This window comes from Thiohalobacter sp. (genome assembly GCF_027000115.1).
Taxonomy (GTDB): Bacteria; Pseudomonadota; Gammaproteobacteria; order Thiohalobacterales; family Thiohalobacteraceae; genus JALTON01.
In genome coordinates, this window is the sequence record NZ_JALTON010000032.1 from 1 (window position 1) to 23,148 (window position 23,148).

Consider the following 23,148-nt stretch of genomic DNA (forward strand, 5'->3'; position numbering starts at 1 on the left):
GCCAAATCTACGCCAACTCGGGTAATCTCGCTCATGGACTCTTCCTCCTCTGTTCGATTGGACTTAATCACTACCAATCTGGCACATCGATGCCGTTTAGGGGAGGGGGAGTCCATACCATTACGGATGTCGATCGTGTAACACGCAAGGCACCACTCCGTGTACTCGGCGTCTTTGCGGCCTCTTCGTTCAAGGACACGACAGCTCGATAGGCACGCTGCGCTTTGCCCATCCTACGCGTGCTGCGTTGGTAGCCGAAAGGCTGGCTTGAACAGAAGCGTCCGTGTTTTCCGTGCCGTCCGTGGCGCTCTTCGCTGTTCGCGATTCAGCGCGTGCCGAAGACGACGATGGTCTTGCCACGGGCGGTGATGAGGCCCTGTTCCTCCAGGTTCTTCAGCACCCGCCCGACCATCTCCCGCGAGCAGCCGACGATGCGGCCGATCTCCTGGCGGGTGATGCGGATCTGCATGCCGTCGGGGTGGGTCATGGCATCGGGCTGCTTGCACAGGTCGAGCAGGGTGCGGGCCACGCGGCCGGTCACGTCCAGGAAGGCGAGGTCGGAGACCTTGCGGCTGGTGGTGCGCAGGCGGGCCGCCATCTGGGTGGACAGGGCGAACAGGATTTCCGGGTCCTCGTGGGCGAGCTGGCGGAACTTCGCGTAGCTGATCTCGGCGACCTCGCATTCGCTGCGGGCGCGCACCCAGGCGCTGCGGGTGGCATTCTCGCCGAACAGGCCCATTTCGCCGAAGAAGTCGCCCTTGTTGAGATAGGCGAGCACGATCTCGTGGCCGTTCTCGTCCTCGATGAGCACGCTGACCGAGCCGGAGATGATGTAGTAGAGCACGTCCGGGGCGTCACCGGCGTAGATGATGACACTCTTGCTCGGATACTTGCGGCGGTGGCAGTGCTCGAGAAAACGATCGATCGAGGGATTGCCGGTGCCCTTGGGCAGTCTGGTTTCCATAGCGTCCTTCTAAGCGGCAGAATGCCGTGAATCCTTTACCATATTCTAGGCCGAACCGGCCGGGGGTGGCAGCCGATCTGTGATAGGCTTCACAAAAAGTTGGCACACCCCGGCGAGGGAGATGGCATGCGAGCAAGAGTGAAATGGGTCGAGCAGGCGACCTTCATCGGTGAATCGGGGAGCGGCCATGCCGTGGTCATGGACGGCCCGCCCGACAGCGGCGGTCGCGATCTGGGCGTGCGGCCGATGGAGATGCTGCTGCTGGGCATGGGCGGCTGTACCGCCTTCGACGTGGTCTACATCCTCGGCCGCCAGCGCCAGCCGGTGACCGATTGCGTGGTCGAGCTGGAGGCCGAGCGCGCGGCCGAGCCGCCGAAGGTGTTCACCCGCATCCATGTGCACTTCATCGTCACGGGCAAGGGGTTGTCGGAGAAGCAGGTCGCGCGTGCGGTGGCGCTCTCGGCCGAGAAGTACTGCTCGGCGTCCATCATGCTCGGCAAGGCCGCCGAGATCAGCCACGACTACGAAATCCGCGAGGCGGAATGAGCGCGGAGCCTGGCCGCGGTCTCGTCAGCGCAGGCGCGTTTCGACGGGCCGGCTCATGCCCTGCGACGAAGGCGATCATGGCGCCTTGCCGGCGCTGAACGAAAAGCGGCTGGCAAAAGGCCTGCGAGCGGGTATTCTCCTGATTCCATTATCACGCGGAGGTTCCCATGCAACGACCCGGCCGAACCCTCGGTCTCCGCCACCTGGCCCTGCACGTCGACGATGTCGAGGCCTGTACCCGATTCTATGTCGATCTGCTGGGCATGGAGGTGGAGTGGCATCCCGACCCCGACAACATCTATCTGACCACGGCCGGCCAGGACAACCTGGCCCTGCATCGGCGCGCCGCCGACCGCCCGCGTGGGCCGGAGACGGTGCTGGATCACCTGGGTTTCATCCTGCCCGACGCGGCGGCGGTGGATGCCTGGCACGATTTCCTGGTCGGCCAGGGGGTGACCATCCGCGTCGCCCCGCGCACTCACCGGGATGGCGCCCGCAGCTTCTACTGCGAGGACCCCGAGGGCAACCTGGTGCAATTGATCCACCATCCTCCGATTGCCGGAAATGTGGGATAATCGGCCGCTTTCCCGTTCGCTCGTTCGGAGTGGGGTGCCATGGTCCGATCCTCGATGAAGAAGCTGAAGCTGCACGGCTTCAACAACCTGACCAAGACACTCAGCTTCAACATCTACGACATCTGTTATGCCAAGACGCGCAGGCAGCGTTCCGAGTACATCGAGTACATCGACGAGGCCTACAACGCCGAGCGGCTGACCCAGATCCTGACCGAGGTGTCCCACATCATCGGGGCGAACATTCTCAATATCGCCCACCAGGACTACGACCCCCAGGGCGCGAGCGTGACCATGCTCATTTCCGAGGAACCGGTACTGTCCGAGGAGGAACTCTCCACCAGCGAGCGGCCCGGCCCCCTGCCCGATGCCGTGGTGGCACATCTGGACAAGAGCCACATCACGGTGCACACCTATCCGGAGAGTCACCCGGACAACGGCATCAGTACCTTTCGCGCCGACATCGACGTGTCCACCTGCGGGCGCATTTCACCGCTGCGTGCCCTGAACTTTCTCATCCACTCCTTCGAGTCGGACATCGTCACCATCGACTACCGGGTGCGCGGCTTCACCCGCGACGTCCGCGGCAAGAAGCACTTCATCGACCACAAGATCACTTCCATCCAGAACTTCCTCGACCGCGGCACCCGTGACCGCTACCAGATGGTCGACGTCAACGTCTATCAGGAGAACATCTTTCACACCAAGATGATTCTCAAGGAGTTCGATCTGGACAACTACCTGTTCGGAACCGGTGTCGACGAGCTGAGCGCCGCAGAGGAAAGGGAGATCCGCTCGCGCCTGCAGCGCGAGATGTACGAGATCTTCTACGGCCGCAACATGAAGGGCTTCAAGGGCTGGAAGTAGGCGCGCGGCCCGGCCGGGCGCGGCTCAGGTCCAGTAGGCCGTCCCCGTCATCACCTTCGAGCCGAGCCGCATCAACGCGCGCACCGGCGCGGGCAGCGGGGCGCCGCCGGCCTCCAACGCGGTGGTGCCGTGATGGGCCTCGTCGATCTTCATCTGTTCCAGGATCGCGCGGCTGCGCGCGTCCTGCGGCGGCAGCCGACGCAGGTGTCCATCCAGGTGTTCCACCACCTGGCGCTCGGTCTCGGCCACGAAGCCCAGGCTCCACTTGTCGCCCGCGGCACCGGCCAGCGCGCCCAGGGTGAAGGCGCCGAGGTAGAAGGGGGGATTGAGCAGGCTGGTGCGGCTGCCCAGTTCCTGAACCCGCCGTTCGCACCAGTCCAGATGATCGTTCTCCTCCTGCGCGGCCCGCTCCATGCTGTCGCGCACCGCATCCAGCCGCGCCGTCAGCGCCTGGCCCTGGTAGAGCGCCTGGGCGCACACCTCGCCGGTGTGGTTGACCCGCATCAGTCGCGCCGCCTCGGTGCGCTCCGCCTCGGACAGTTCCGCTTCCGGGATGTCCTCGGCGGGGTAGGGGCGCTCGGTGACCAGGGGACGGCCGAACAGCGTGCGCAGGGCCTGGTCGAAGTTGGCGATCAGGTGGTCGAAGGGGGTGTAGCTGCGCTCGCTCATGGGAGGCGACGATACAGGAGGGGGAAATCGGGGGGCAAGGGTCTTGCTGGGTGAGGCGTGAGAGCGGTATTTACTTGTCTCTGGCATCTTGTATCTTGTCTCTCATGTACTACAAGCACCACGTCTTCTTCTGCACCAACCTCCGCGAGGACGGCCGTCCCTGCTGCCAGCGATTCGATGCCCGGGCCATGCGCGATCATGCCAAGGCGCGGACCAAGGCGCTGGGCATCGCCGGGCCGGGCGGCGTGCGCGTCAACACTGCCGGCTGCCTGGACCGCTGCGGCGAGGGTCCGGTACTTGTGGTCTATCCGGAGGGTGTCTGGTATTCCTATGTGGATCAGGAAGATATCGACGAAATCATTGACGAGCACCTGGTCCATGGCCGCCCGGTGGAACGCCTGAAGATCTAGCCCGAAATTTTTTCGTCGACAGGGGTTGACAACCGGGAATTAATATAAGAACATGCTTACATACTGATTTGCCGGGTCCCCCCTCATAGCCGGCAAGTCGGTACTCCTCCATCCTCCTTTGGTGGTTATTGAGCGCGGCAACCCTCCCTCTGGCGCCGCGCTTTTTTTTGCCTGTTTCCCGTTGCCGCCAAAAGCCGTTGAAGCGGCAGGCGCTTGTATCTTGCGGGCGCATTCTGTAGTATTCCGCACCTTTCCGAACGATGGTCTGTGGAGCAGGCTCGACATGAAGACTTTCAGCGCCAAGCCGGAAACCGTGAAGCGCGACTGGTACGTCGTGGATGCGACGGGCAAGACCCTGGGTCGCCTGGCCGCCGAGGTTGCGCGCCGACTGCGCGGCAAGCACAAGGCCGAGTACACGCCGCACGTGGACACCGGTGACTACATCATTATCGTCAACGCCGACAAGGTCGCCGTGACGGGCCGCAAGGAACAGGACAAGATGTACCACCATCACACCGGGTACATCGGCAACCTCAAGTCCATCAGCCTCGGCAAGCTGCGCGCCAAGGCGCCGGAGCGGATCATCGAGAATGCGGTCAAGGGCATGCTGCCCAAGAACCCGCTGGGCCGCGCCATGTACCGCAAGCTCAAGGTCTACGCCGGCCCCGAGCATCGGCATCAGGCCCAGCAGCCCAGGCCGCTGGACATCTGAGCGCGGCATTCATAGAACATTCCATATAGATCACGAATCGGAACAGCTCATGGCTCAGGAACAGGTTTACGCCACCGGCCGTCGCAAGACCTCCACGGCCCGGGTCTTTCTCCGCAAGGGCAGCGGCAACATCATGGTCAACAAGCGCCCGCTGGACGAGTACTTCGGCCGCGAGACCGCACGCATGGTCGTGCGTCAGCCGCTGGATACCACGGAACTGAATGACGCCTTCGACATTCATGTCACCGTCACCGGCGGCGGCATGAGCGGCCAGGCCGGTGCCATTCGTCACGGCATCACCCGCGCCCTGATCAAGCACGACGAGTCGCTGCGGCCGGCGCTGCGCCGGGCCGGCTTCGTCACCCGCGACGCCCGCGAGGTCGAGCGCAAGAAGGTCGGCCTGCGCAAGGCACGTCGCGCCACCCAGTTCAGCAAGCGCTGATCCGCGGCTGCGCTTCGCGCGGCCAGTTGCAGGATACAAGAGACAAGATACAAGTCGTTGCCAGGGATGCGGGCTTCAAGGATCAGGTGACGCGATCCGCGTTGTCCGTACCTTCACAACCAAATATATAGCCGAGGGCTGCGAGCGCGATTCGAAGCGCGAATTCATGCGTTTTCTGCGAATGGCGAAGGGTTCCTGCGGCGAACTGCGTACCCAGCGCTATATTGGCAATCGAATCGGCTCCATTCAGCCGGCACACGGAAAGCGCCTGATTGCCGAAGCCTGGCAGTTGTCGCGTATGCTGCACGGCCTGATCGAGAGCGTCAGCCGGGCGGATGCGGACGCAGGGAGCCGACACTTGTATCTTGCATCCTGAATCTTGTATCTTCATGCGCCGCGCAGCGCATGATTATTGGGGGATCGTCTAACGGCAGGACAGCGGACTCTGACTCCGTCAATCTAGGTTCGAATCCTAGTCCCCCAGCCAATAAAAGGCCCCGCCACATGGCGGGGCTTTTTGTTGGCTGGAGGTCGAGGGGTGAGAAGCTAGCCAGGTTCGACACCCGACCGGAGGGAGGCGGCCCGCAACCGAGGTATCCTGATTTCCTTTACCCGGGCAGGGCTCGAATCGTCCGGTTGCCGTCCCGAGCGGGCAGTTGGTGTCAGTTGCAGCGGGGCATGTCGCCTGCTAGCATCGGGGCATCGGCATCTGGAGTCAATCCAGAAAAAGAAGCGAGGATGCCGAACATAACAAACAGGCAGGAGGAGTTGACCATGGAGAATGCCCAGGTATCCGCGCCGGCGCGGCTGCTGGCCGCGGCAATCGTGCTGGCCCCCGCGACCGCTCTTGCGGCGGTCTGTGACCCCTACGGCGGCAGCGGGCTGACCGTGCTCGAAGGTTCCACCGTCTGCTTCGTCTATGATCCCGCAAACGTCGACCCCCTGTTCGGCACCCTGCAGGTCTCGGGCGACAATGTCTTCGTGACCCCGACCAGCTTCAAGGCCGAGTCCACCGATGCCCAGGGCACGGTCGTCACCAGTGCAACCGGTACCATTCAGGTTGTCGCCAAGCCCGGCTATGTCCTCGACGCCATCAATGTGGGCGAGATCGGCGACTACAGGATGGTGGGTGGCACGGGTACCGGCGTGGACGTCGATGGCTGGTTGCGGGTATTCGACTGGTTCGATCCGACCCCGTTTTTCGGTACCGAGGAGACCGCCACCCTGGCCATCTCCGGCGATCTCACCATCGCCGACGGCAACCTTCACAACTGGACCGGTCAGGGCGGTTTCGACCTCACGACGCCGACCTGGGATGGCCGCGATCACGTTGGCCTGACCTTGCAGAACACCCTTACGGCCATCAGTACCGTCTCCGGCGAAAGCGCCATGATCCAGAAGAAGGCCGTGGGCAGCGAAATCACGGTGTCCGTGGCGACCACGGCCGTGGTGCCCCTCCCCGGCGCCCTCTGGCTGTTCGGCGCCGGTCTCGCCGGCCTGGTCGGTGTTGCCCGCCGGCGCTGACGGCAGCCTTCCTGTCCCCGGAATCCGGACGGCGGCCCCTGGCCGCCGTTGTTCTTTTCGAGGCCCTGTCCTGGCGGCTCCTCTGTTGCGCCCTGGCGACGCTTGCGTGTGTCTCGGCACCTTTCCCATGAGAATTTCTATTTCATCATAAAATATTCCGATCTCCGTAAACTCAATATCCTGGGATGCCTGCCGATTTCGCGGGGACGTGGCACAAGCCCTCGGTGTTGTATCAGAACAACAGTAAGCAGTGGCTGTGGTTTTTTTGAGAAAACCTGTTGCATGCCCGTCAGAACTGGGGTAGGGTAGCTCCGGTTCTCGAAACCAGTCCTGATATTTGGATAAGGGGATTTACAAATGGACAAGAAGCTTCTCTCCACCGCAATCGCCGGCGCACTGGCCGGCACCATGGCATTCGGCGCAAATGCCGGCACCACCATCTTCGGCCACATCGACCAGTCGATCCTGGCCTGGGACGTCGACGGCGGCGGCGACGACATCAACCTGCGCTGCACCACCTGCTCGGTCGGCTTCAAGGGCACCGAGGACCTGGGCAACGGCCTGAAGGTCAAGTTCAAGCTGGACTTCCAGTACGACATGAACAATCGTAATCGGGTCAATAATGATGCCGATACCACCGTTGAGCGGGGAGCCATCACCGACCGCGATCAGTGGATCGGCCTGGCCGGCAACTTCGGCGAGGTCAAGTTCGGTTCCATCAGCTCCGGCTACAAGAGCACCGGCGCCATGATCGACCCCCTGTATCGCACCGTGGTCCAGGCGCGTGACATGGGCCTGCAGTCCAACCTGCATTCCGGCGCCGGCGAGGAAGGCCAGGGCCGTATGACCAACCACGTCCGCTATGACTCGCCGAACCTGAACGGCTTCAAGGTCATCGTCGACTATGTGTTCGACGGCTCCGAGGCCGACGGCGAGAACGACAACCCCTGGGGTATCACCGGCGTCTACAAGAACGGCCCGGCGCTGGTCTACGGCTCGTACCTGACCAACGACCGCGGCGGCAAGGACGACGCCTGGAAGATCGGTGGCTCCTATGCCTTCGGTGACGCCAAGGTCTTCGCCCAGTACGAGAACGACGGCGGCCTGATCTCCCAGAAGAGCGGCGGAACCGTGGACGGGGCCGACGTCTGGCACATCGGTGGCACCTACACCATGGGCAGCAACATGCTGTACTTCGCCTATGGCCAGGGTGACGACGACAGCAGCGCTGCCAACACCGAGTATGATACCTGGACGCTCGCCGGCGCACACAGCTTCAGCAAGCGCACCATGATCTATGCCGGTTACAACAACCAGGACTATGACGCCAGTGGCGAGATCGACAACGTCACCATCGGCATCAAGCACAAGTTCTGAGATCGTCTCGACGATCGACGGACCTTGGAACGGGGCCTTCGGGCCCCGTTTTCTTTTGTTGTGCCCCGTCGGCCTGCGTTGCTGAAAGAGCGTCACGGAAGCCACTGAATCCACGGAAGGGTATCAGGAGTCCCATAATTGTCTGAACACGCTCTGTCTGATCGTGGCGGACCCGGTAGGATGGGCAAAGGCGCGCAGCGACGTGCCCATCAGCATCCCGTGACCGCCATGATGGGCACGGCCCTTCCGGCCTTTGCCCATCCTACAAATTCACAGGACTTCCATGTTCAGACAATTCTGAGACTGGCCACAGGATAGCCCGTACGGAAAGGGACACAACGGGGCAATGCGGAAACTTCGCATCTCACTTCGCTTCATTCGGGCCATTTCACGCACCAGGGTTCCTTTCCGTGGGTTCAGTGGCTTCCGTGGCGCTCTTTTCCCCGTTATTCCCGATCAAACCCGCCCGCCGCTTTTGCTAGAATAGCCCCTCGTTTCCGGGCAGGCCCGCACCATGCTGTCGCGCATCCGCGAAATCCCCTACAACTACACCTCCTTTTCGGATCGCGAGATCGTCATCCGCTATCTCGGCGCGCCCATGTGGGACCTGCTCAACGAGCTGCGCGGCGAACGGAGGACGGGGCGCTCCGCGCGCATGCTGTTCGAGGTGCTGGGCGACATGTGGGTGGTGGACCGCAACCCCTACATCCAGGACGACCTGCTGGACAACGCCCGTCGCCTGGCCTCCCTGATCCATGCCCTGAACCACCGCCTGGACCAGATCGTTGCCCGTGCGGAGGGCAACGACAAGGCGCTGGCCCTGGCGGCGCGGGCGCGCGAGGCAGTGCAGCGCTTCGAGGCGCAGTTCCCACGCATGCGCGAGCTGCGTCGCCGGGTGCTCAGGCGGCTGTCGCGCATCACCCGCCGCGACAACATCGACTTCGGGGGGCTGGCGCGGGTCTCCCATGCCACCGACGCCACCGACTGGCGCGTGGAGATGCCCTTCGTGGTGGTCACGCCCGACCGCGAGGAGGAGGTGCGTGAGCTGGTCGCCGCCTGCCTGGAGCTGGGCCTGTCCATCATCCCCCGCGGCGGCGGCACCGGCTATACCGGCAGCGCCGTACCGCTGGATGGCGAGTCGGTGGTCATCAACACCGAAAAGCTGGAGGCGCTGGGCGCGGTCGAGAAGCGCAGCCTGCCCGGCGTGGCCGAGCCGGTGGCCACCATCCGCGCCGGCGCGGGTGTTGTCACCCGCCGCGTGTCCGAGCGCGCCGAGGCTGCCGGCTTCGTGTTCGCGGTCGATCCCACCTCGCAGGACGCCTCCACCATCGGCGGCAACGTGGCCATGAACGCCGGCGGCAAGAAGGCGGTGATGTGGGGCACCACGCTGGATAACCTGGTGTCCTGGCGCATGGTCACGCCCGATGCCCGCTGGCTGGAGGTGGAGCGGCTCGACCACAACCTGGGCAAGATCCACGAACAGGCGCGGGTGCGCTTCCGCATCACCCGCTACCAGGCCGACGGCGTCACCCCCGAGGGCGAACCCGAGATCCTGGAAATGCCCGGCCGGGCGCTGCGCAAGGAGGGCCTGGGCAAGGACGTGACCGACAAGTTCCTGCGCGGCCTGCCCGGCGTGCAGAAGGAAGGCTGCGACGGCATCATCACCTCCGCGCGTTTCGTGCTGTACCGCATGCCGAGGTTCACCCGCACCGTCTGTCTCGAGTTCTTCGGCAGCGACCTGCGCGCCGCGGTGCCGGCCATCGTCGAGACCAAGGACTACCTGGATGCGCATCCCGACGTGGTGCTGTCCGGGCTGGAGCATCTGGACGAGCGCTACGTCCGCGCCGTCGACTACAGCACCAAGGCGCCGCGCCGCGAGTGGCCCAAGATGGTGCTGCTGGCCGACATCTCCGGCGACGACGAGGCTGCCGTGGCCGAGGCCGCCTCGCAGGTGGTGCGCATGGCCAACGCCCGTGGCGCCGAGGGCTTCATTGCCGTCAGTCCCGAGGCACGGCGCCGGTTCTGGGCCGACCGCGCGCGCACTGCCGCCATTGCCGCGCACACCAATGCCTTCAAGATCAACGAGGACGTGGTCATCCCGCTGGAGCGCCTGGCCGACTACGAGGAAGGCATCGAGCGCATCAATATCGAGTATTCCACGCGCAACAAGCTGGACATGATCGCCACTGTGCTCGACTACCTGCGCGGCGAGCTGCCGGAGCTGCGTTCGCCCGACGAACCCGAGAGCGAGGAGAGCCGGGCCATCGACCGGGCCAAGATCGAGGCCGCGGTGGCGCATCTCGAAGCCCGGCGCGAGTACTGGCAGATGCTGCTCGATCGCCTCGACGAGCCCGCGGAGGCCCTGCGCGAGCAGTTGCCGGAAGCGGTGCGCGATTGCATCCGTCCCGGCGACCGGCTGGTGAACCTGCTGCTGCGGCGCGACCTGCGCATCTCCTACCGGCGCGAGGTCGAGCGGCCGCTGAAGGAGATCTTCGCCGGGCGCGAGTGGGAGCCGGTGGTGCAGCGGCTGGATGCCATCCATGGCGAGATCCGTTCCAGCCGCCTGTTCGTCGCCACCCACATGCATGCCGGCGACGGCAACGTGCACACCAACATCCCGGTCAATTCCAACGACTATGCCATGCTGCACGAGGCCGAGCGTATCGTCGATCGCATCATGGCGCTGGCGCGCTCGCTGAACGGTGTCATCTCCGGCGAACACGGCATCGGTCTGACCAAGATCCAGTACCTTGAACCCGAGGCCATCGAGGCCTTCGAGGCCTACAAGCGCCGCGTCGATCCCGAAGACCGTTTCAATCGCGGCAAGCTGCGCAAGGGTTCCGGGCTGGACAATGCCTACACCCCTTCGCTGCGGCTGGTGCAGCAGGAGGCGCTGCTGCTGGAGGAAAGCGAGCTCGGCGATCTCAACGACGACGTGCGCAACTGCCTGCGCTGCGGCAAGTGCAAGCCGGTCTGCAACACCCACATCCCGCGCGCCAACCTGCTCTATTCGCCGCGCAACAAGATCCTGGCCACCGGGCTGATGATCGAGGCCTTCCTCTACGAGGAACAGACCCGGCGCGGCATCTCCACCCGCCATTTCGACGAACTCAACGATATCGCCGACCACTGCACCATCTGCCACAAGTGCCTGGCGCCCTGCCCGGTGAACATCGACTTCGGCGATGTCACCGTGCGCATGCGCAACATCCTGCGCAGCCGTGGCCAGAAGCGCAGCTCGCCGGCGACCTGGGCGGCCATGACCTTCCTCAACATCACCGACCCGCGCACCGTCCGCATCATGCGCAAGGCGATGATCGAATGGGGCTATCGTGCCCAGCGCGCGGCCTGGCGGTTTGCGCGCCGGCTGCCGCTGATGAAGCCGAAGGCGCTGCCGGCCGCCACCACCGGCCGCATGCCGGTGCGCGAGCAGGTGGTGAACTTCGTGCGCAAGCCGCTGCCGGACAAGATGCCGCAGCAGACCATGCGCGCGCTGCTCGGCCTGGAGGACAGTCGCATGGTGCCCATCCTGCGCGATCCGGCAAAGGTCAGCGAGGAATCGGACGCGGTGTTCTACTTCCCCGGCTGTGGTTCCGAGCGCCTGTTCAGCCAGATCGGGCTGGCGACCCTGGCCATGCTGCACGAGGTCGGTGCGCAGACGGTGCTGCCGCCGGGTTACCTGTGCTGCGGCTATCCGCAGACCGCGGGCGGGCAGGGCGACAAGGGGCGCAGGATCACCACCGACAACCGGGTGCTGTTCCACCGGGTGGCGAACACCCTCAACTACATGGACATCCGCACTGTCATCGTCTCCTGCGGTACCTGCATGGACCAGTTGCTCGATTATGAGTTCGAGAAGATCTTTCCCGGCTGCCGGTTGCTCGACATCCATGAATACCTGATGGAGAAGGGCGTGAAGCTCGACGGCGTAGAAGGCGTGCAGTACCTGTATCACGATCCCTGCCACACGCCCATGAAGACCCACGCGCCGATGGATGTCGCCAGTCGCCTGCTCGGCGAGCCGGTGCAGCTCTCCGACCGCTGTTGCGGCGAGGCCGGCACCCTGGCCGTGAGCCGGCCCGACATCGCCACCCAGATCCGCTTCCGCAAGCAGGAGGAGCTGCAGGCCGGCATCCGTTCGCTCACCGGCGAGGATCGCGCCCGCGACGGCAGGGTGCGCCTGCTCACGAGCTGTCCCGCCTGCCAGCAGGGCCTGTCACGCTATGCCGATGACACGGGCCTGGAGACCGACTACATCGTGGTCGAGCTGGCCCGGCACAGGCTCGGCGAGGACTGGCAGGCGCGGTTCATCGACGCCGTGCGCGCGGGTGGCATCGAGCGGGTGCTGCTCTGACGCGCCCGGATCGCCGGACAGCCGGGTAGGATGGCCAAAGCGAAGGCCTCCCGATCCAGAACCAACGAACGTGGCGGGTCCGCACGAGGGGTAACGGATCGATGGGCACGGCCCTTCGGGCCTTTGCCCATCCTGCCGGTGGAGGCGGGTAGGATGGGCAAAGCGAAGCGTGCCCATCAATCGCCTCCCAATGCAGCACCGGCAAAGGTACCGCGTCCACGTGAGGGCGCGGGCTCAGGGCTCTTCATCCTTCGTGCCCCCAGCGTCCCGGCGACCTTTGTGTTGTGTTGCCGAGGCCCGGGTACACGGCTACCGGCGCAGCAGCCAGATGATCAGGTTGAGTACCAGGCTGACGAGGATGGCGGTGGTGACGGGAAAGTAGAAATGAAAGCCGTCGCGCTCGATGACAATGTCGCCGGGTAGCCGGCCGAGACCGAGCCTGGAGATCCAGGGCCAGAGCAGGCCGAGGACGACCAGAACGATGCCTGCAACGATCAGCCAACGGGACATGGCGTCATACCCGGGTCAGTCGACGTCCGATGCGGCACGCCCGGCGACAATGCCGCTCAGGTCATCACCTTCACGCCCTCGGCGGTGCCCAGCAGCAGCACGTCGGCGGGGCGCAGGGCGAAGATGCCGACGGTGACGATGCCGGGAATGTTGTTCAGTTCATCCTCCAGCTTCGCCGGTTCCATGATTTCCAGGTCATGCACGTCCAGGATGATGTTGCCGTTGTCCGTGGTGAAGCCCTCGCGCAGCACCGGTCGGCCGCCGCGCTTGACCAGCTCGCGGGCCACGAGGCCGCGGGCCATGGGGATGACCTCGATGGGCAGCGGGAAGGCGCCCAGCACGTCCACCAGCTTGGACTGGTCGGCGATGCACACGAACTTTTCCGAGGCGGCGGCGACGATCTTCTCCCGGGTCAGCGCGCCACCGCCGCCCTTGATCAGGTGAAGATGCCTGTTGGACTCATCGGCCCCGTCGATATAGACCGACAGCTCGCCGGCGTCGTTGAGGTCCAGGACCGGGATGCCATGGCGCTTGAGCCGTTCCGCGCTGGCCACCGAGCTTGCCACCGTGCCCTCGATCTTGCCCTTGATGCGGGCCAGGGCGTCGATGAACATGTTGGCCGTGGAGCCGGTACCGACCCCGATGATGGTGCCGGGCACCACGTATTCCAGCGCCGCCTCGGCCACCTGCCGCTTGAGTTCGTCCTGGTTCATTGGGATGCCTCCGTCGTTGTCTTGTTTGCGGCAGATGATACTACGGGTGAGGAGTGAGGAGGAAAAACCGATAAACTGCTATCATCGGCAGGATGCCGGAACGATACCTGAAGATGATCCTGAACGCGCGCGTCTACGATGTGGCGCGGGAGACGCCGCTGGAGCGGGCGCCGCTGCTGTCCGGGCGTTGCGGCAACCGCATCTGGATGAAGCGCGAGGATCTGCAGCCGGTCTTTTCCTTCAAGCTGCGCGGTGCCTACAACAAGATCGCCCACCTCGATGCCGAAGAATGCGAACGCGGCGTGATCGCGGCCTCGGCCGGCAACCACGCCCAGGGTGTGGCGCTGGGCGCCAGCCGTCGCGGCGTCAAGGCCTTGATCGTGATGCCCAGGACCACGCCGCAGATCAAGGTGGCCTCGGTGCGGGCCCTGGGTGCGCGCATCGTGCTGCACGGCGACAGCTACGACGAGGCCTACGAGCACGCCCGAAAGCTCGCCGAGGACAGGGGCATGGTATTTATCCATCCCTTCGACGATCCTCTGGTGATCGCGGGCCAGGGCACCGTGGGCATGGAGATCCTGCGCCAGTTCACGGGCGACCTGCACGCCATCTTCGTGCCCGTGGGCGGCGGCGGGCTGATCGCGGGCGTTGCCGCCTACGTCAAGGCCCTGCGGCCCGGCATACGGGTGATCGGCGTGGAGCCGGACGATGCCCCAAGCCTGTATACGGCGCTCGCGCGCAAGCGGCGCGTCGCCCTCAAGCAGGTCGGTATCTTCGCCGATGGCGCCGCGGTGCGCAGGGTGGGGAAGGAGACCTTCAGCATGGCGCGCAAGTTCGTGGACGAGGTCATCCTGGTCAGTACCGACGAGATCTGCGCGGCCATCAAGGACATCTATGACGACACCCGTTCCATCGTCGAGCCGGCGGGCGCGCTCTCTGTGGCAGGTCTCAAGAAGTACGTCGAGGCGAAGGGCCTGCGCGACGCCGATCTGGTGGCCATCAACAGCGGCGCTAACATCAATTTCGACCGCCTGCGCCATGTGGCCGAGCGGGCCGAGCTGGGCGAGCGGCGCGAGGCGCTGCTGGCCGTCACCATCCCCGAGCGGCCGGGCAGCTTCCGGCGTTTCTGCAAGGCCCTCGGCCAGCGCAGTATCACCGAGTTCAATTACCGCTACGCCGATACCAGCGAGGCGCATGTGTTCGCCGGCGTGGAGCTGACGGGCGGTGACGAGGAACGGCTCGCGATCATCGAGCGTCTTCGGCAAGAGGGCTATCCGGTGGTGGACATGACGGACAACGAACTCGCCAAGCTGCACGTCCGCCACCTGGTGGGCGGCCACGCGCCGGGGCTGGAGAACGAGCTGCTCTACCGTTTCGAATTCCCGGAGCGGCCCGGCGCCCTGCTCGGGTTTCTGACCGCCATCGGCGCGAAATGGAACATCAGCCTGTTCCATTATCGCAATCACGGCGCCGCCTATGGACGGGTGCTGGCCGGCATCCAGGTGCCGCCGGCGGATCGTGCCGGGTTTCAGCGTTTCCTGGACGAGCTCGGCTATATGTATTGGAATGAAGCCGACAATCCGGCCTATGCCCTGTTCCTCGGTGGCGGCTGACGCCAGCCCGCATATTGCACCAGGGCGTCCCGGTGTGCTTCCTGAACGGCAGAGGAGAATCGGAATGTTCACGACCAAGACAATGATGTCCGCCCTGCTGGTTGCCGGCCTGCTGTCAGCTTCCGTGTCCGCCCGGGCGGACGATGTGGAGGAATCCATAAAGGAAGCTCTGGAACTCTACAAGGAGGGGGCGTTCAGGGATGCCGTGGAGAGCCTCAATTACGCGGTGCAACTCATCCAGCAGAAGAAGGGCCAGACCCTTGAAGCCTTGTTGCCCGAGCCTCTGGCGGGTTGGCAGGCCGAGGATTCGTCCTCGCAGGCAGCCGGTGCCGCCGTGTTCGGTGGCGGCGTGACCGCGGAGCGCGAGTACCGCAAGGGCAATGCCAGCGTGACGGTGCGTATCGTCACCGACTCGCCGCTCATGCAGGGCATGATGGCGATGTTGACCAACCCCATGTTCGCCGCCTCCGGGGGTGGCAGGCTGGAGCGCATCAAGCGCCAGAGGGCCATCGTTCAGTACGAGGACGGCGACAGCTCCGGTGAAATCAATATCGTCGTGGACGGGAGGTTCCTGGTTACCATAGAGGGGCAGGGTGCGGCGCTGGAGGACCTCAAGGCCTATGCCGAGGCCATCGACTACAAGGCTCTGAGAGATATGCCCTGAAGCCGCATTGTCTACACCAGGGGCTGCGGATGATGGCGGACTTGCAGCCGGGCTGCCCGAGACGCCGCCGCGTTACTCCAGCGACAGGATGAACGACCACTGTTCCGGCGTGACCGGCATGATCGACAGGCGGTTGCCCTTGCGCACCAGCGGCATGTCCGCCAGCTCATCGTAGGTCTTCAGCTCGGACAGCGGGATGTTGCGCTTGAGCTTGCGCACATACTGCACGTCCACCATGTACCAGCGCGGGTTGTCCGGGTCGCTCTTGGGGTCGTAGTACTTTTCGCTCGGATCGAAGGCAGTGTGATCCGGGTAGCCTTCCCGCACCACTTTCATGATGCCGACGATGCCGGGCTCGTCACAGTTGGAGTGGTAGAAGAACACCAGGTCGCCCTTCTTCATCTGGTCGCGCATCATGTTGCGCGCCTGGTAGTTGCGCACGCCGTCCCAGTGGTCGCGCTTGCCGGGCGCCTGTTTCAGGTCATCGATGCCGAAGACATCGGGTTCGGATTTCATCAGCCAGTAGTTCATGATGTCAGGTCCATCGGTGGTTGATCAGTCGTTGCGTACATCGAGGATGCCTTCCTCGGTGGCGATTGCGGCGAGCGGCACATCCCAGGGCTGCGCCGGCAGGGCGGGCTGGCGCTGGAAGCCGTAGGCGAGCCCGATCAGGCGCGGGCGCAGGAAGTGCCGGTGCCGCAGCAGGTGGGCGAAGGTGCGGTCGTAGTAGCCGCCGCCCATGCCCAGCCGGTGGCCCCGGGCATCGAAGGCCACCAGCGGTGTCAGCACCAGGTCCAGGCGCTGCGGTGGTATTCGGGTGCGGGCGGCGCGGGCGGGTTCGGGGATGCCGAAGCGGTTGGGGACCAGCGGCTCGTCCTCCCGCCAGGGCGCGAACCAGAGCCGGTTGGCGCCGGCCGGCAGCAGGACCGGCAGATACAGTGCCTTGCCCATGGCCCGCGCGCGCAGGATCAGCGGTCCGGGGTCCATTTCGCCGTCGGCGGCGAGATAGACCGCGACATGGCGGGCATTGCGAAAACGCCGGTCGTGGGCGACATGGCGGGCCATGCGCTCGGCCAGGGCGCGGCGCTCATGCGCCGGCAGGGTCCGGCGCCGGGCGCGCAGTTCGCGGCGCAGTCGGGCGCGGTCGGTCATGGGGCAGTCACGGGCAGGGTCGCATCGATGGTGGCGTCGGAAACAGGTGGCACCCTCCACCCTGCCGTTGCGGCGATCGACCTTGAACCGTGGGTTCAGGTGGGAGTGGCCCCGCCGCCGTCAGGCTTACCGTTCGCGCGGTCATGCACACGGGCGACGCGGGATGACCCCCAAGGTCGACGATTGTCGGCTCAAGGATTACAGGGCCGCTGACCTGCAGGCCAGAAGGTGCCTGTGGACAGTATACCGGAAGCGGGGGGACAGGGTTCAGAATTCGAGCTGGTTGCCCTTGTTCAGGGCCATCTCGATCTTTTCCTGGATGCTGCGGATGCGGGCGCTGATGGTCTGCTGGTAGTCGTTCTTGCGGTTCTGGTGCTGGAGCAGTTCGTGGGCCATGTTGAGGGCGGCGATGACGCAGATGCGGTCCATGCCCACGGCCTTGCTGCTGTCGCGGATCTCGCGCATGCGGCTGTTGAGCAGTTCCGCGGAAGCCAGCAGGGCGTCACGCTCGTCGTCCTCGCAGGCGACCTGGTATTCCTTTTCGAGGATGCGGATGGTGACCCCGCGCGGCTTGCTGCTCATGCGCTCTGCTCCATGGCCTTGAGGCGGTTGATCATGGCCTCCACCCGGGAGCGGGCCAGCTCGTTGCGTTCGATGAGCTGGGCGCGTTCGGAGGTGAGCATCTGTTGTTGGGCGCGCAGGGAACGGTTCTCTTCCTTGAGGCGCTCGACGGTGCGAATGAGTTCGTCGATACGCACCTCCAGGCGCTTAAGTTCCTGTTCTGCCATCTGTTGTGCGGTGTCCTTGGCCATGCGCACCACTATAGATCGCACCCTGCGGCCGGTCAATCCGCGGTCTGTGCGATAATGCGCCCGCCCTCCCGGGCGTTTTCCTGCTGTTCGAGGTCCGCCATGTCGGAAACCACCCAGCCCAGCTACGAAGATCTCGAGGCCACGCTCGGCCGCGCCGGCGCCGACCTCGATGCCGCCGAAACCCAGGCGCTGATGTGCGGCCTGTTCTGCGCCTCCGGTCGAATCGAACCGGCGCAGTGGCAGCCGGAGGTGTTCGGCGACGACTTCGACAGCCGCAATGTCGCGGTGCAGCAGGCCGACAAGACCCTGCGCCGGCTGGCCGAGGGCATTCGCAATGCCCTGTTCGACGGCGAACTCAACTTCCGTCTGCTCCTGCCCGCCGACGAGGCCCCGCTGGGCGACCGGGCCGAGGCACTGGGTGCCTGGTGCGAGGCCTTCCTCGCCGGACTCGGGCTGGGTGGCGTGTCCGAGGACAGGGTCCAGGCCGAGGAAGTCCGCGACCTGTTGCGTGATCTCGGCGAGATCGCGCGCGCCGGGCTGGAAGGGGAGAGCGGTGACGAGGCCGACGAACAGGCCTATGCCGAGATCGCCGAGTATGTTCGTGTCGGCGTCTTCTTCCTCTGCGAGACGCTGCAGCCGCTGACCGCGCCCCGGCATTTGCAGTAGCCGGGGCCGCGCGGCATCATCTCCCGCATCCTTCGGTTCAGGCCAGTCTCTCGATGAATATCAAGGAATTCGCGCGCCGCCGGCGTCAGCTGATGCGGATGATGGGCAAGGATGCGATCGCCATCCTGCCCACCGCCCCCGAGCACATCCGCAACCGCGACGTGGAATATCCCTTCCGCCCGGACAGCGACTTCTATTACCTCACCGGCTTTCCCGAGCCGCAGGCCGTGCTGGTCCTCATGCCCGGGCGCAGGGAGGGCGAGTGCGTGCTCTTTTGCCGCGACCGCGACCCGGAGCGCGAGACCTGGACCGGCCGCCGGGCCGGCCCCGAGGGCGCCATCGAGCGCTACGGCGCCGACGACGCCTTTCCCGTCACCGACATCGACGACATCCTGCCCGGCATGCTCGAGGGGCGTGACCGGGTGTTCTATACCATGGGCGTGCAGCCCGAGTTCGACCAGAAGCTGATCGGCTGGATCAATCGCCTGCGCGGCGGTGCCCGCGCCGGCCAGCGCACGCCGGACGAGTTCATCGCGCTGGAACACCTGGTGCACGACATGCGGCTGTACAAGAGCGCGGCCGAGCTGCGGGTCATGCGCAAGGCCGCGCGCATCAGCGCCGCTGCCCACTGCCGGGCCATGCAGGTCTGTCGTCCCGGCATGATGGAACACGAGATCGAGGCCGAGTTCGCCTGGGCCTTTCGCCGCGCCGGCTGCGAGCATGCCTATCCGCCCATCGTCGGCGGCGGCGAGAACGCCTGCATCCTGCACTACACCGAGAACAGCGCCGAACTGCGCGACGGCGACCTGCTGCTGATCGATGCCGGTGCCGAACTGGACTGTTATGCCTCGGACATCACCCGCACCTTTCCGGTCAACGGCCGTTTCAGCAAGCCCCAGCGGGCATTGTACGAACTGGTGCTGGCGGCGCAGAAGGCCGCCATCGCCAAGGTTCGTCCCGGCAACCACTGGAACGATCCCCACAAGGCGGCAGTGCGCGTGCTCACCCGCGGCCTGGTGAAGCTGGGCCTGCTCAAGGGCGATCCGGCCACGCTCATCCGCAAGGAAGCCTACCGGCGCTTCTACATGCACCGCACCGGGCACTGGCTGGGCATGGACGTGCACGATGTCGGCGACTACAAGGTCGGCGACCAGTGGCGGGTGCTGGAGCCGGGCATGGTGCTCACCGTCGAGCCCGGCCTCTACATCCCGCCCGGCAGCAAGGGCGTGGCGAAGAAGTGGTGGGGTATCGGCATCCGCATCGAGGACGACGTGGCGGTGACCCGCGACGGCTGCGAGGTGTTGAGCGACGGCGTGCCCAAGGACCCGGACGCCATCGAGGCGCTGATGGCGGGCGAGGCATGAGCGAGCGTTTCGACCTGGTGGTGGTCGGCGGCGGGCTGGTGGGTGCCAGCCTGGTGTGCGCGCTGGCCGGCCAGGGGCTGCGCATGGCGCTGGTCGAGGCGCAGCCGCTGAAGGTTGCGGACCTGCCCGGCTATGACGACCGGGGCATCGCGCTGGCCGCCGGCTCGCAGCGCATCTTCGCGGGCATGGGCCTGTGGCCGGCGCTGGCCGATGCCGCCACCCCCATCCGCCGCATCCATGTTTCCGACCGGGGTCGCTTCGGCTTCGTGCGCCTGGACGCCGCCGACGAGGGCGTGCCGGCGCTGGGCCAGGTGGCGCTGGCGCGCGACCTGGGTGCGGTGCTGCTGGAACGCCTCGCGGATCTGGATGAGGTCACCCTGTTTGCCCCGGCCCGGGTGGCGGACTTCGGCGTCGACGGCGAGGGCGCGCGGCTGACCCTGGACACCGGCGGCGGCACGCAGACGATCGAGGCGCGGCTGGTGGTGGCCGCCGACGGTACCCGCTCGGCACTGCGCGACCAGCTCGGTATCGCCACCACCGAATGGGACTATGGCCAGAGTGCCGTGATCGCCAACGTCACGCCGCAGCTGCCGCACGAAGGCGTCGCCTACGAACGCTTCACCGACACCGGCCCGGTGGCCCTGCTGCCGATGAGCCAGGGGCGCTGCGCGCTGGTGTGGACGGTGCCGGCCGACCGGGTGGAGGCGGTGATGGCGCTGGACGATGCGGCCTTTCTGGATGGCCTGCAGGCGCGCTTCGGCCAGCGGCTGGGGCGGCTGGAGCGGGTCGGCCGGCGCAGCGCCTATCCCCTGCGGCTGGTGCGCGCGAAGGCGGCACTGGGGCCGCGGCTGGCGCTGATCGGCAATGCCGCGCACACCCTGCATCCCATTGCCGGCCAGGGTTTCAACCTCGGGCTGCGCGACGTCGCGGCCCTGGCCGAGGTGCTGGCCGAGGCGCGCCGCGCCGGCGAGGACCCCGGCGCGCCGGAGGTGCTGGCGCGCTATGCGCGCTGGCGCCAGGCCGACCAGCGCCGGGTGGTCGCCTTCACCGATGGCCTCAACCGCCTGTTCGCCAATCCGCTGCCGCCGGTGGCCTGCGCGCGTGATCTGGGCATGCTGGCGCTTGACCTGCTGCCGGTCGCCAAGCGGGGCTTCGGGCGGCTGGCCATGGGCCGCGCCGGCCGCCTGCCGCGCCTGGCCCGCGGCCTGCCGCTGGGCGAGGTGTGCGCGTGAGTGCGCTCTCGCGCAGCGAGGTGCTGGTCGCCGGCGGCGGCTGTGTCGGCGGCACCCTGGCCTGTGCCCTGGCGCAGGCGGGGGTGGCCACCACCCTGATCGAGGCGCAGCCGCCGCGTGGCCCCTGGGCCGCGGACAGCGTCGACCTGCGGGTGTACGCCATCAGCCGCGCCTCCCAGGCCATCTTCGAACACCTCGGGATCTGGGACGAGATCCTCGACGCGGGCGCCTGCCCCTACGAGCGCATGCAGGTGTGGGATGCCGGCGGTGGCGGCGAGATCCGCTTCGATGCCGCCGACATCGGCGAGCCGGTGCTGGGGCACATCATCGAGGAACGGGTGATCGTGCGGGCGCTGGAGGGGCTGGCGCAGCGCAGCGAGGCGTTGACAGTCGAGCGGCCCGCCCGGGTCACGGATCTGGCCCGCGAGCCGGATGCCGTCCGCGTGCGGCTCGACGACGGCCGCTGGCGGGAGGCGACCCTGCTGGTCGGCGCCGACGGCCGCGCGTCGCGGGTACGCCAGCTCGCCGGCATCGGCGTCGACGCCCACGACTACCGCCAGCAGGCCATCGTCTGCGTGGTGGAGACCGAGCGCCCGCACCAGGCCACGGCCTGGCAGCGCTTCCTGCCCACCGGGCCGCTGGCCTTCCTGCCGCTGCGGCGGGGCCGTTGTTCCATCGTCTGGTCGACCACGCCCGAGGACGCCGAGGTGCTGCTGGCGCTCGACGAGGCGAGCTTCGCCGAACGGCTGGGGGCGGCCTTCGAGCATCGGCTGGGTGCCATCACCGCGGTCGGCGAACGGGTCGCCTTCCCGCTGGCCCGCCAGCATGCCGAGCACTATGTCGCCGAGCGGATCGCGCTGGTCGGCGACGCCGCCCATGTCATTCATCCGCTGGCCGGCCAGGGCGTCAATCTCGGCCTGCTGGACGCGGCCGCACTGGCCGAGATCGTGGCCGACACCCGCCGCCGGCGCCGCGATCCGGGGCGCCTGCACGGCCTGCGTCGCTACGAGCGCTGGCGGCGGGGCGACAACCTCGCCATGATGTGGGCCATGGACGGCTTCAAGCGCCTGTTCGGCAGCCGCAACCCCCTGCTCGCGGGCGCGCGCAACCTGGGCCTGGGCCTGGTCGATCGCGCCGGCCCGCTGAAGACCCCGCTCATGCGCCAGGCCATGGGGCTCGCCGGTGACCTGCCGCGGATGGCGGATGCGCGATACCACAGAGGCAAGATGCAAGAGGCAGGATACAAGTGAGTTCGCGACCACCCGCTTGTATCTTGCCCCTTGGATCTTGTATCCCGCACTGAGTCCTGCCTGCTCGCGAAATGACAGCTCCCGACAAAAGAACCCCTCCATGAACGTATTCGAAGCCATAGAAAAACGCCGTGCCGTCAAGCTGTTCGACCCGGAGGCCAAGATCCGTCCCGAGGACGAGCGGCGCATGCTGGATGCCGCGCGGCTGGCACCCACGGCCTTCAACATGCAGAACTGGCGCTTCGTCAAGGTGCGCGATCCCGAGATCCGGGCCGGCATCCGCGCTGCGGCCTGGGATCAGGCCCAGATGACCGAGGCCAGCCTGCTGGTGGTGATCTGCGCCGACCTCAAGGCCTGGAAGCGCCAGCCGGAGCGTTACTGGGCGCATGCGCCGGCGGCGTTCCGCGAGCTGATCGTGCGTTCCATGCAGGACTTCTACCGCGGTCGCCCGGACATGGAGCGCGACGAGGCCATGCGCTCCTGCGGGCTGGCGGCCATGAACCTGATGCTGGCGGCACAGGCGCTGGGCTATGACACCTGCCCCATGGACGGCTTCGACTTCGAGCGGGTGGGCGAGCTGATCGCCCTGCCGGAGGACCATGTGATCGGCCTGATCGTGGCCATCGGCCGCCAGCGCGAGCCGGTCTGGCCCCGCGGCGGCCGGCTGTCCGCGGACGAGGTGGTGTTCGAGGACCGCTTTCCCGCGGACGACTGAACGGGCTTGGCTTGCCCGGG

25 protein-coding genes, 1 tRNA gene and 1 other RNA gene are annotated in these 23,148 nt (G+C 66.1%); 18 read left to right on the forward strand and 9 right to left on the reverse strand.

Annotated features, from left to right (window positions below):
- Positions 1 to 325: 325 nt before the first annotated feature.
- Positions 326 to 964: a cAMP-activated global transcriptional regulator CRP gene (gene crp, locus MVF76_RS04895; protein WP_297527676.1), complete on the reverse strand. Its 639-nt coding sequence runs from the start codon at positions 962 to 964 to the stop codon at positions 326 to 328.
- A 126-nt stretch (positions 965 to 1,090) separates the two neighbouring features.
- Between crp and MVF76_RS04900 the strand changes: the two genes are divergently transcribed.
- From MVF76_RS04900 to speD, 3 genes are all read left to right on the forward strand, one after another.
- Complete coding sequence (locus MVF76_RS04900) at positions 1,091 to 1,510, forward strand: OsmC family protein (protein ID WP_297527677.1); 420 nt, start codon at positions 1,091 to 1,093, stop codon at positions 1,508 to 1,510.
- A 167-nt stretch (positions 1,511 to 1,677) separates the two neighbouring features.
- The gene (locus MVF76_RS04905) at positions 1,678 to 2,085 is read left to right on the forward strand and encodes a VOC family protein (RefSeq protein ID WP_297527678.1); all 408 of its coding nucleotides are present in this window, start codon (positions 1,678 to 1,680) and stop codon (positions 2,083 to 2,085) included.
- Positions 2,086 to 2,124: 39 nt separating this feature from the next.
- Positions 2,125 to 2,949 carry an adenosylmethionine decarboxylase gene (gene speD / locus MVF76_RS04910; protein WP_297527679.1) on the forward strand — a complete coding sequence of 275 codons (825 nt, stop codon included), beginning with the start codon at positions 2,125 to 2,127 and terminating at the stop codon, positions 2,947 to 2,949.
- Between the two features lie 24 nt (positions 2,950 to 2,973).
- On the opposite strand, the gene coq7 is transcribed toward speD, so the two are convergent.
- On the reverse strand, positions 2,974 to 3,618 hold the full coding sequence (gene coq7, locus MVF76_RS04915; protein WP_297527680.1) for a 2-polyprenyl-3-methyl-6-methoxy-1,4-benzoquinone monooxygenase: 645 nt from the start codon (positions 3,616 to 3,618) through the stop codon (positions 2,974 to 2,976).
- A 104-nt stretch (positions 3,619 to 3,722) separates the two neighbouring features.
- Here coq7 and MVF76_RS04920 point away from each other — a divergent pair, with 104 nt between their 5' ends.
- The 8 genes from MVF76_RS04920 (at position 3,723) to MVF76_RS04955 (ending at position 12,437) form a co-directional block, all read left to right on the forward strand.
- Complete coding sequence (locus tag MVF76_RS04920; protein WP_297527681.1) at positions 3,723 to 4,028, forward strand: (2Fe-2S) ferredoxin domain-containing protein; 306 nt, start codon at positions 3,723 to 3,725, stop codon at positions 4,026 to 4,028.
- Positions 4,029 to 4,311: 283 nt separating this feature from the next.
- Positions 4,312 to 4,740: a 50S ribosomal protein L13 gene (gene rplM, locus MVF76_RS04925; protein WP_297527682.1), complete on the forward strand. Its 429-nt coding sequence runs from the start codon at positions 4,312 to 4,314 to the stop codon at positions 4,738 to 4,740.
- Between the two features lie 49 nt (positions 4,741 to 4,789).
- Entirely contained in the window at positions 4,790 to 5,182 is a 393-nt protein-coding gene (gene rpsI, locus MVF76_RS04930) for a 30S ribosomal protein S9 (protein WP_297527683.1), read from the forward strand.
- Positions 5,183 to 5,348: 166 nt separating this feature from the next.
- A complete protein-coding gene (locus MVF76_RS04935) occupies positions 5,349 to 5,558 on the forward strand; it encodes a four helix bundle protein (protein ID WP_297527684.1) in 210 nt (69 codons plus the stop codon).
- Positions 5,559 to 5,595: 37 nt separating this feature from the next.
- Positions 5,596 to 5,669 (forward strand) — tRNA-Gln (locus MVF76_RS04940).
- Between the two features lie 287 nt (positions 5,670 to 5,956).
- A complete protein-coding gene (locus MVF76_RS04945) occupies positions 5,957 to 6,706 on the forward strand; it encodes a VPLPA-CTERM sorting domain-containing protein (RefSeq protein ID WP_297527685.1) in 750 nt (249 codons plus the stop codon).
- A gap of 357 nt (positions 6,707 to 7,063) precedes the next feature.
- Positions 7,064 to 8,083 carry a porin gene (locus MVF76_RS04950; RefSeq protein ID WP_297527686.1) on the forward strand — a complete coding sequence of 340 codons (1,020 nt, stop codon included), beginning with the start codon at positions 7,064 to 7,066 and terminating at the stop codon, positions 8,081 to 8,083.
- Positions 8,084 to 8,597: 514 nt separating this feature from the next.
- Positions 8,598 to 12,437, forward strand: coding sequence for an FAD/FMN-binding oxidoreductase (locus MVF76_RS04955; RefSeq protein ID WP_297527687.1), 3,840 nt, complete (start codon positions 8,598 to 8,600; stop codon positions 12,435 to 12,437).
- A gap of 309 nt (positions 12,438 to 12,746) precedes the next feature.
- Here the strand turns inward: MVF76_RS04955 and MVF76_RS04960 are convergent, their stop codons facing one another.
- Positions 12,747 to 12,947, reverse strand: a complete 201-nt coding sequence (locus MVF76_RS04960; protein ID WP_297527688.1) for a DUF2905 domain-containing protein — start codon at positions 12,945 to 12,947, stop codon at positions 12,747 to 12,749.
- 56 nt (positions 12,948 to 13,003) lie between these two features.
- Positions 13,004 to 13,660, reverse strand: coding sequence for a ribose-5-phosphate isomerase RpiA (gene rpiA, locus MVF76_RS04965; protein WP_297527689.1), 657 nt, complete (start codon positions 13,658 to 13,660; stop codon positions 13,004 to 13,006).
- Positions 13,661 to 13,752: 92 nt separating this feature from the next.
- Between rpiA and ilvA the strand changes: the two genes are divergently transcribed.
- Positions 13,753 to 15,273: a threonine ammonia-lyase, biosynthetic gene (ilvA, locus tag MVF76_RS04970; RefSeq protein WP_297527690.1), complete on the forward strand. Its 1,521-nt coding sequence runs from the start codon at positions 13,753 to 13,755 to the stop codon at positions 15,271 to 15,273.
- A gap of 64 nt (positions 15,274 to 15,337) precedes the next feature.
- Positions 15,338 to 15,937 carry a hypothetical protein gene (locus MVF76_RS04975; protein WP_297527691.1) on the forward strand — a complete coding sequence of 200 codons (600 nt, stop codon included), beginning with the start codon at positions 15,338 to 15,340 and terminating at the stop codon, positions 15,935 to 15,937.
- Positions 15,938 to 16,009: 72 nt separating this feature from the next.
- On the opposite strand, the gene MVF76_RS04980 is transcribed toward MVF76_RS04975, so the two are convergent.
- The 5 genes from MVF76_RS04980 to MVF76_RS05000 form a co-directional block, all read right to left on the reverse strand.
- Positions 16,010 to 16,468, reverse strand: a complete 459-nt coding sequence (locus tag MVF76_RS04980; protein WP_297527692.1) for an EVE domain-containing protein — start codon at positions 16,466 to 16,468, stop codon at positions 16,010 to 16,012.
- A 24-nt stretch (positions 16,469 to 16,492) separates the two neighbouring features.
- Positions 16,493 to 17,089, reverse strand: a complete 597-nt coding sequence (locus tag MVF76_RS04985) for a 5-formyltetrahydrofolate cyclo-ligase (RefSeq protein WP_297527693.1) — start codon at positions 17,087 to 17,089, stop codon at positions 16,493 to 16,495.
- 49 nt (positions 17,090 to 17,138) lie between these two features.
- A non-coding RNA gene (gene ssrS / locus MVF76_RS04990) (6S RNA) lies at positions 17,139 to 17,320 on the reverse strand.
- A gap of 36 nt (positions 17,321 to 17,356) precedes the next feature.
- The gene (locus MVF76_RS04995) at positions 17,357 to 17,671 is read right to left on the reverse strand and encodes a cell division protein ZapA (RefSeq protein ID WP_297527694.1); all 315 of its coding nucleotides are present in this window, start codon (positions 17,669 to 17,671) and stop codon (positions 17,357 to 17,359) included.
- Positions 17,668 to 17,877, reverse strand: a complete 210-nt coding sequence (locus MVF76_RS05000; RefSeq protein ID WP_297527695.1) for a TIGR02449 family protein — start codon at positions 17,875 to 17,877, stop codon at positions 17,668 to 17,670. The genes MVF76_RS04995 and MVF76_RS05000 overlap by 4 nt, the downstream gene beginning before the upstream one ends.
- 123 nt (positions 17,878 to 18,000) lie before the next feature.
- Between MVF76_RS05000 and MVF76_RS05005 the strand changes: the two genes are divergently transcribed.
- The 5 genes from MVF76_RS05005 to MVF76_RS05025 all read left to right on the forward strand — a co-directional run bounded on the left by MVF76_RS05005 (position 18,001) and on the right by MVF76_RS05025 (position 23,128).
- The gene (locus MVF76_RS05005) at positions 18,001 to 18,567 is read left to right on the forward strand and encodes a UPF0149 family protein (RefSeq protein WP_297527696.1); all 567 of its coding nucleotides are present in this window, start codon (positions 18,001 to 18,003) and stop codon (positions 18,565 to 18,567) included.
- Positions 18,568 to 18,620: 53 nt separating this feature from the next.
- Positions 18,621 to 19,931 carry a Xaa-Pro aminopeptidase gene (pepP, locus tag MVF76_RS05010; RefSeq protein WP_297527697.1) on the forward strand — a complete coding sequence of 437 codons (1,311 nt, stop codon included), beginning with the start codon at positions 18,621 to 18,623 and terminating at the stop codon, positions 19,929 to 19,931.
- A complete protein-coding gene (gene ubiH, locus MVF76_RS05015) occupies positions 19,928 to 21,163 on the forward strand; it encodes a 2-octaprenyl-6-methoxyphenyl hydroxylase (protein WP_297527698.1) in 1,236 nt (411 codons plus the stop codon). Before pepP ends, ubiH begins: the two co-directional genes overlap by 4 nt.
- Complete coding sequence (locus MVF76_RS05020) at positions 21,160 to 22,413, forward strand: UbiH/UbiF/VisC/COQ6 family ubiquinone biosynthesis hydroxylase (protein WP_297527699.1); 1,254 nt, start codon at positions 21,160 to 21,162, stop codon at positions 22,411 to 22,413. Before ubiH ends, MVF76_RS05020 begins: the two co-directional genes overlap by 4 nt.
- A 100-nt stretch (positions 22,414 to 22,513) precedes the next feature.
- Entirely contained in the window at positions 22,514 to 23,128 is a 615-nt protein-coding gene (locus tag MVF76_RS05025) for a nitroreductase family protein (RefSeq protein WP_297527700.1), read from the forward strand.
- Positions 23,129 to 23,148 lie beyond the last annotated feature (20 nt).

Coding starts and splice junctions, on each gene's coding strand:
- crp (WP_297527676.1), bottom strand. CDS start 964: ATGGAAACCAGACTGCCCAAGGGCACCGGCAATCCCTCGATCGATCGT.
- MVF76_RS04900 (WP_297527677.1), top strand. CDS start 1,091: ATGCGAGCAAGAGTGAAATGGGTCGAGCAGGCGACCTTCATCGGTGAA.
- MVF76_RS04905 (WP_297527678.1), top strand. CDS start 1,678: ATGCAACGACCCGGCCGAACCCTCGGTCTCCGCCACCTGGCCCTGCAC.
- speD (WP_297527679.1), top strand. CDS start 2,125: ATGGTCCGATCCTCGATGAAGAAGCTGAAGCTGCACGGCTTCAACAAC.
- coq7 (WP_297527680.1), bottom strand. CDS start 3,618: ATGAGCGAGCGCAGCTACACCCCCTTCGACCACCTGATCGCCAACTTC.
- MVF76_RS04920 (WP_297527681.1), top strand. CDS start 3,723: ATGTACTACAAGCACCACGTCTTCTTCTGCACCAACCTCCGCGAGGAC.
- rplM (WP_297527682.1), top strand. CDS start 4,312: ATGAAGACTTTCAGCGCCAAGCCGGAAACCGTGAAGCGCGACTGGTAC.
- rpsI (WP_297527683.1), top strand. CDS start 4,790: ATGGCTCAGGAACAGGTTTACGCCACCGGCCGTCGCAAGACCTCCACG.
- MVF76_RS04935 (WP_297527684.1), top strand. CDS start 5,349: ATGCGTTTTCTGCGAATGGCGAAGGGTTCCTGCGGCGAACTGCGTACC.
- MVF76_RS04945 (WP_297527685.1), top strand. CDS start 5,957: ATGGAGAATGCCCAGGTATCCGCGCCGGCGCGGCTGCTGGCCGCGGCA.
- MVF76_RS04950 (WP_297527686.1), top strand. CDS start 7,064: ATGGACAAGAAGCTTCTCTCCACCGCAATCGCCGGCGCACTGGCCGGC.
- MVF76_RS04955 (WP_297527687.1), top strand. CDS start 8,598: ATGCTGTCGCGCATCCGCGAAATCCCCTACAACTACACCTCCTTTTCG.
- MVF76_RS04960 (WP_297527688.1), bottom strand. CDS start 12,947: ATGTCCCGTTGGCTGATCGTTGCAGGCATCGTTCTGGTCGTCCTCGGC.
- rpiA (WP_297527689.1), bottom strand. CDS start 13,660: ATGAACCAGGACGAACTCAAGCGGCAGGTGGCCGAGGCGGCGCTGGAA.
- ilvA (WP_297527690.1), top strand. CDS start 13,753: ATGCCGGAACGATACCTGAAGATGATCCTGAACGCGCGCGTCTACGAT.
- MVF76_RS04975 (WP_297527691.1), top strand. CDS start 15,338: ATGTTCACGACCAAGACAATGATGTCCGCCCTGCTGGTTGCCGGCCTG.
- MVF76_RS04980 (WP_297527692.1), bottom strand. CDS start 16,468: ATGAACTACTGGCTGATGAAATCCGAACCCGATGTCTTCGGCATCGAT.
- MVF76_RS04985 (WP_297527693.1), bottom strand. CDS start 17,089: ATGACCGACCGCGCCCGACTGCGCCGCGAACTGCGCGCCCGGCGCCGG.
- MVF76_RS04995 (WP_297527694.1), bottom strand. CDS start 17,671: ATGAGCAGCAAGCCGCGCGGGGTCACCATCCGCATCCTCGAAAAGGAA.
- MVF76_RS05000 (WP_297527695.1), bottom strand. CDS start 17,877: ATGGCAGAACAGGAACTTAAGCGCCTGGAGGTGCGTATCGACGAACTC.
- MVF76_RS05005 (WP_297527696.1), top strand. CDS start 18,001: ATGTCGGAAACCACCCAGCCCAGCTACGAAGATCTCGAGGCCACGCTC.
- pepP (WP_297527697.1), top strand. CDS start 18,621: ATGAATATCAAGGAATTCGCGCGCCGCCGGCGTCAGCTGATGCGGATG.
- ubiH (WP_297527698.1), top strand. CDS start 19,928: ATGAGCGAGCGTTTCGACCTGGTGGTGGTCGGCGGCGGGCTGGTGGGT.
- MVF76_RS05025 (WP_297527700.1), top strand. CDS start 22,514: ATGAACGTATTCGAAGCCATAGAAAAACGCCGTGCCGTCAAGCTGTTC.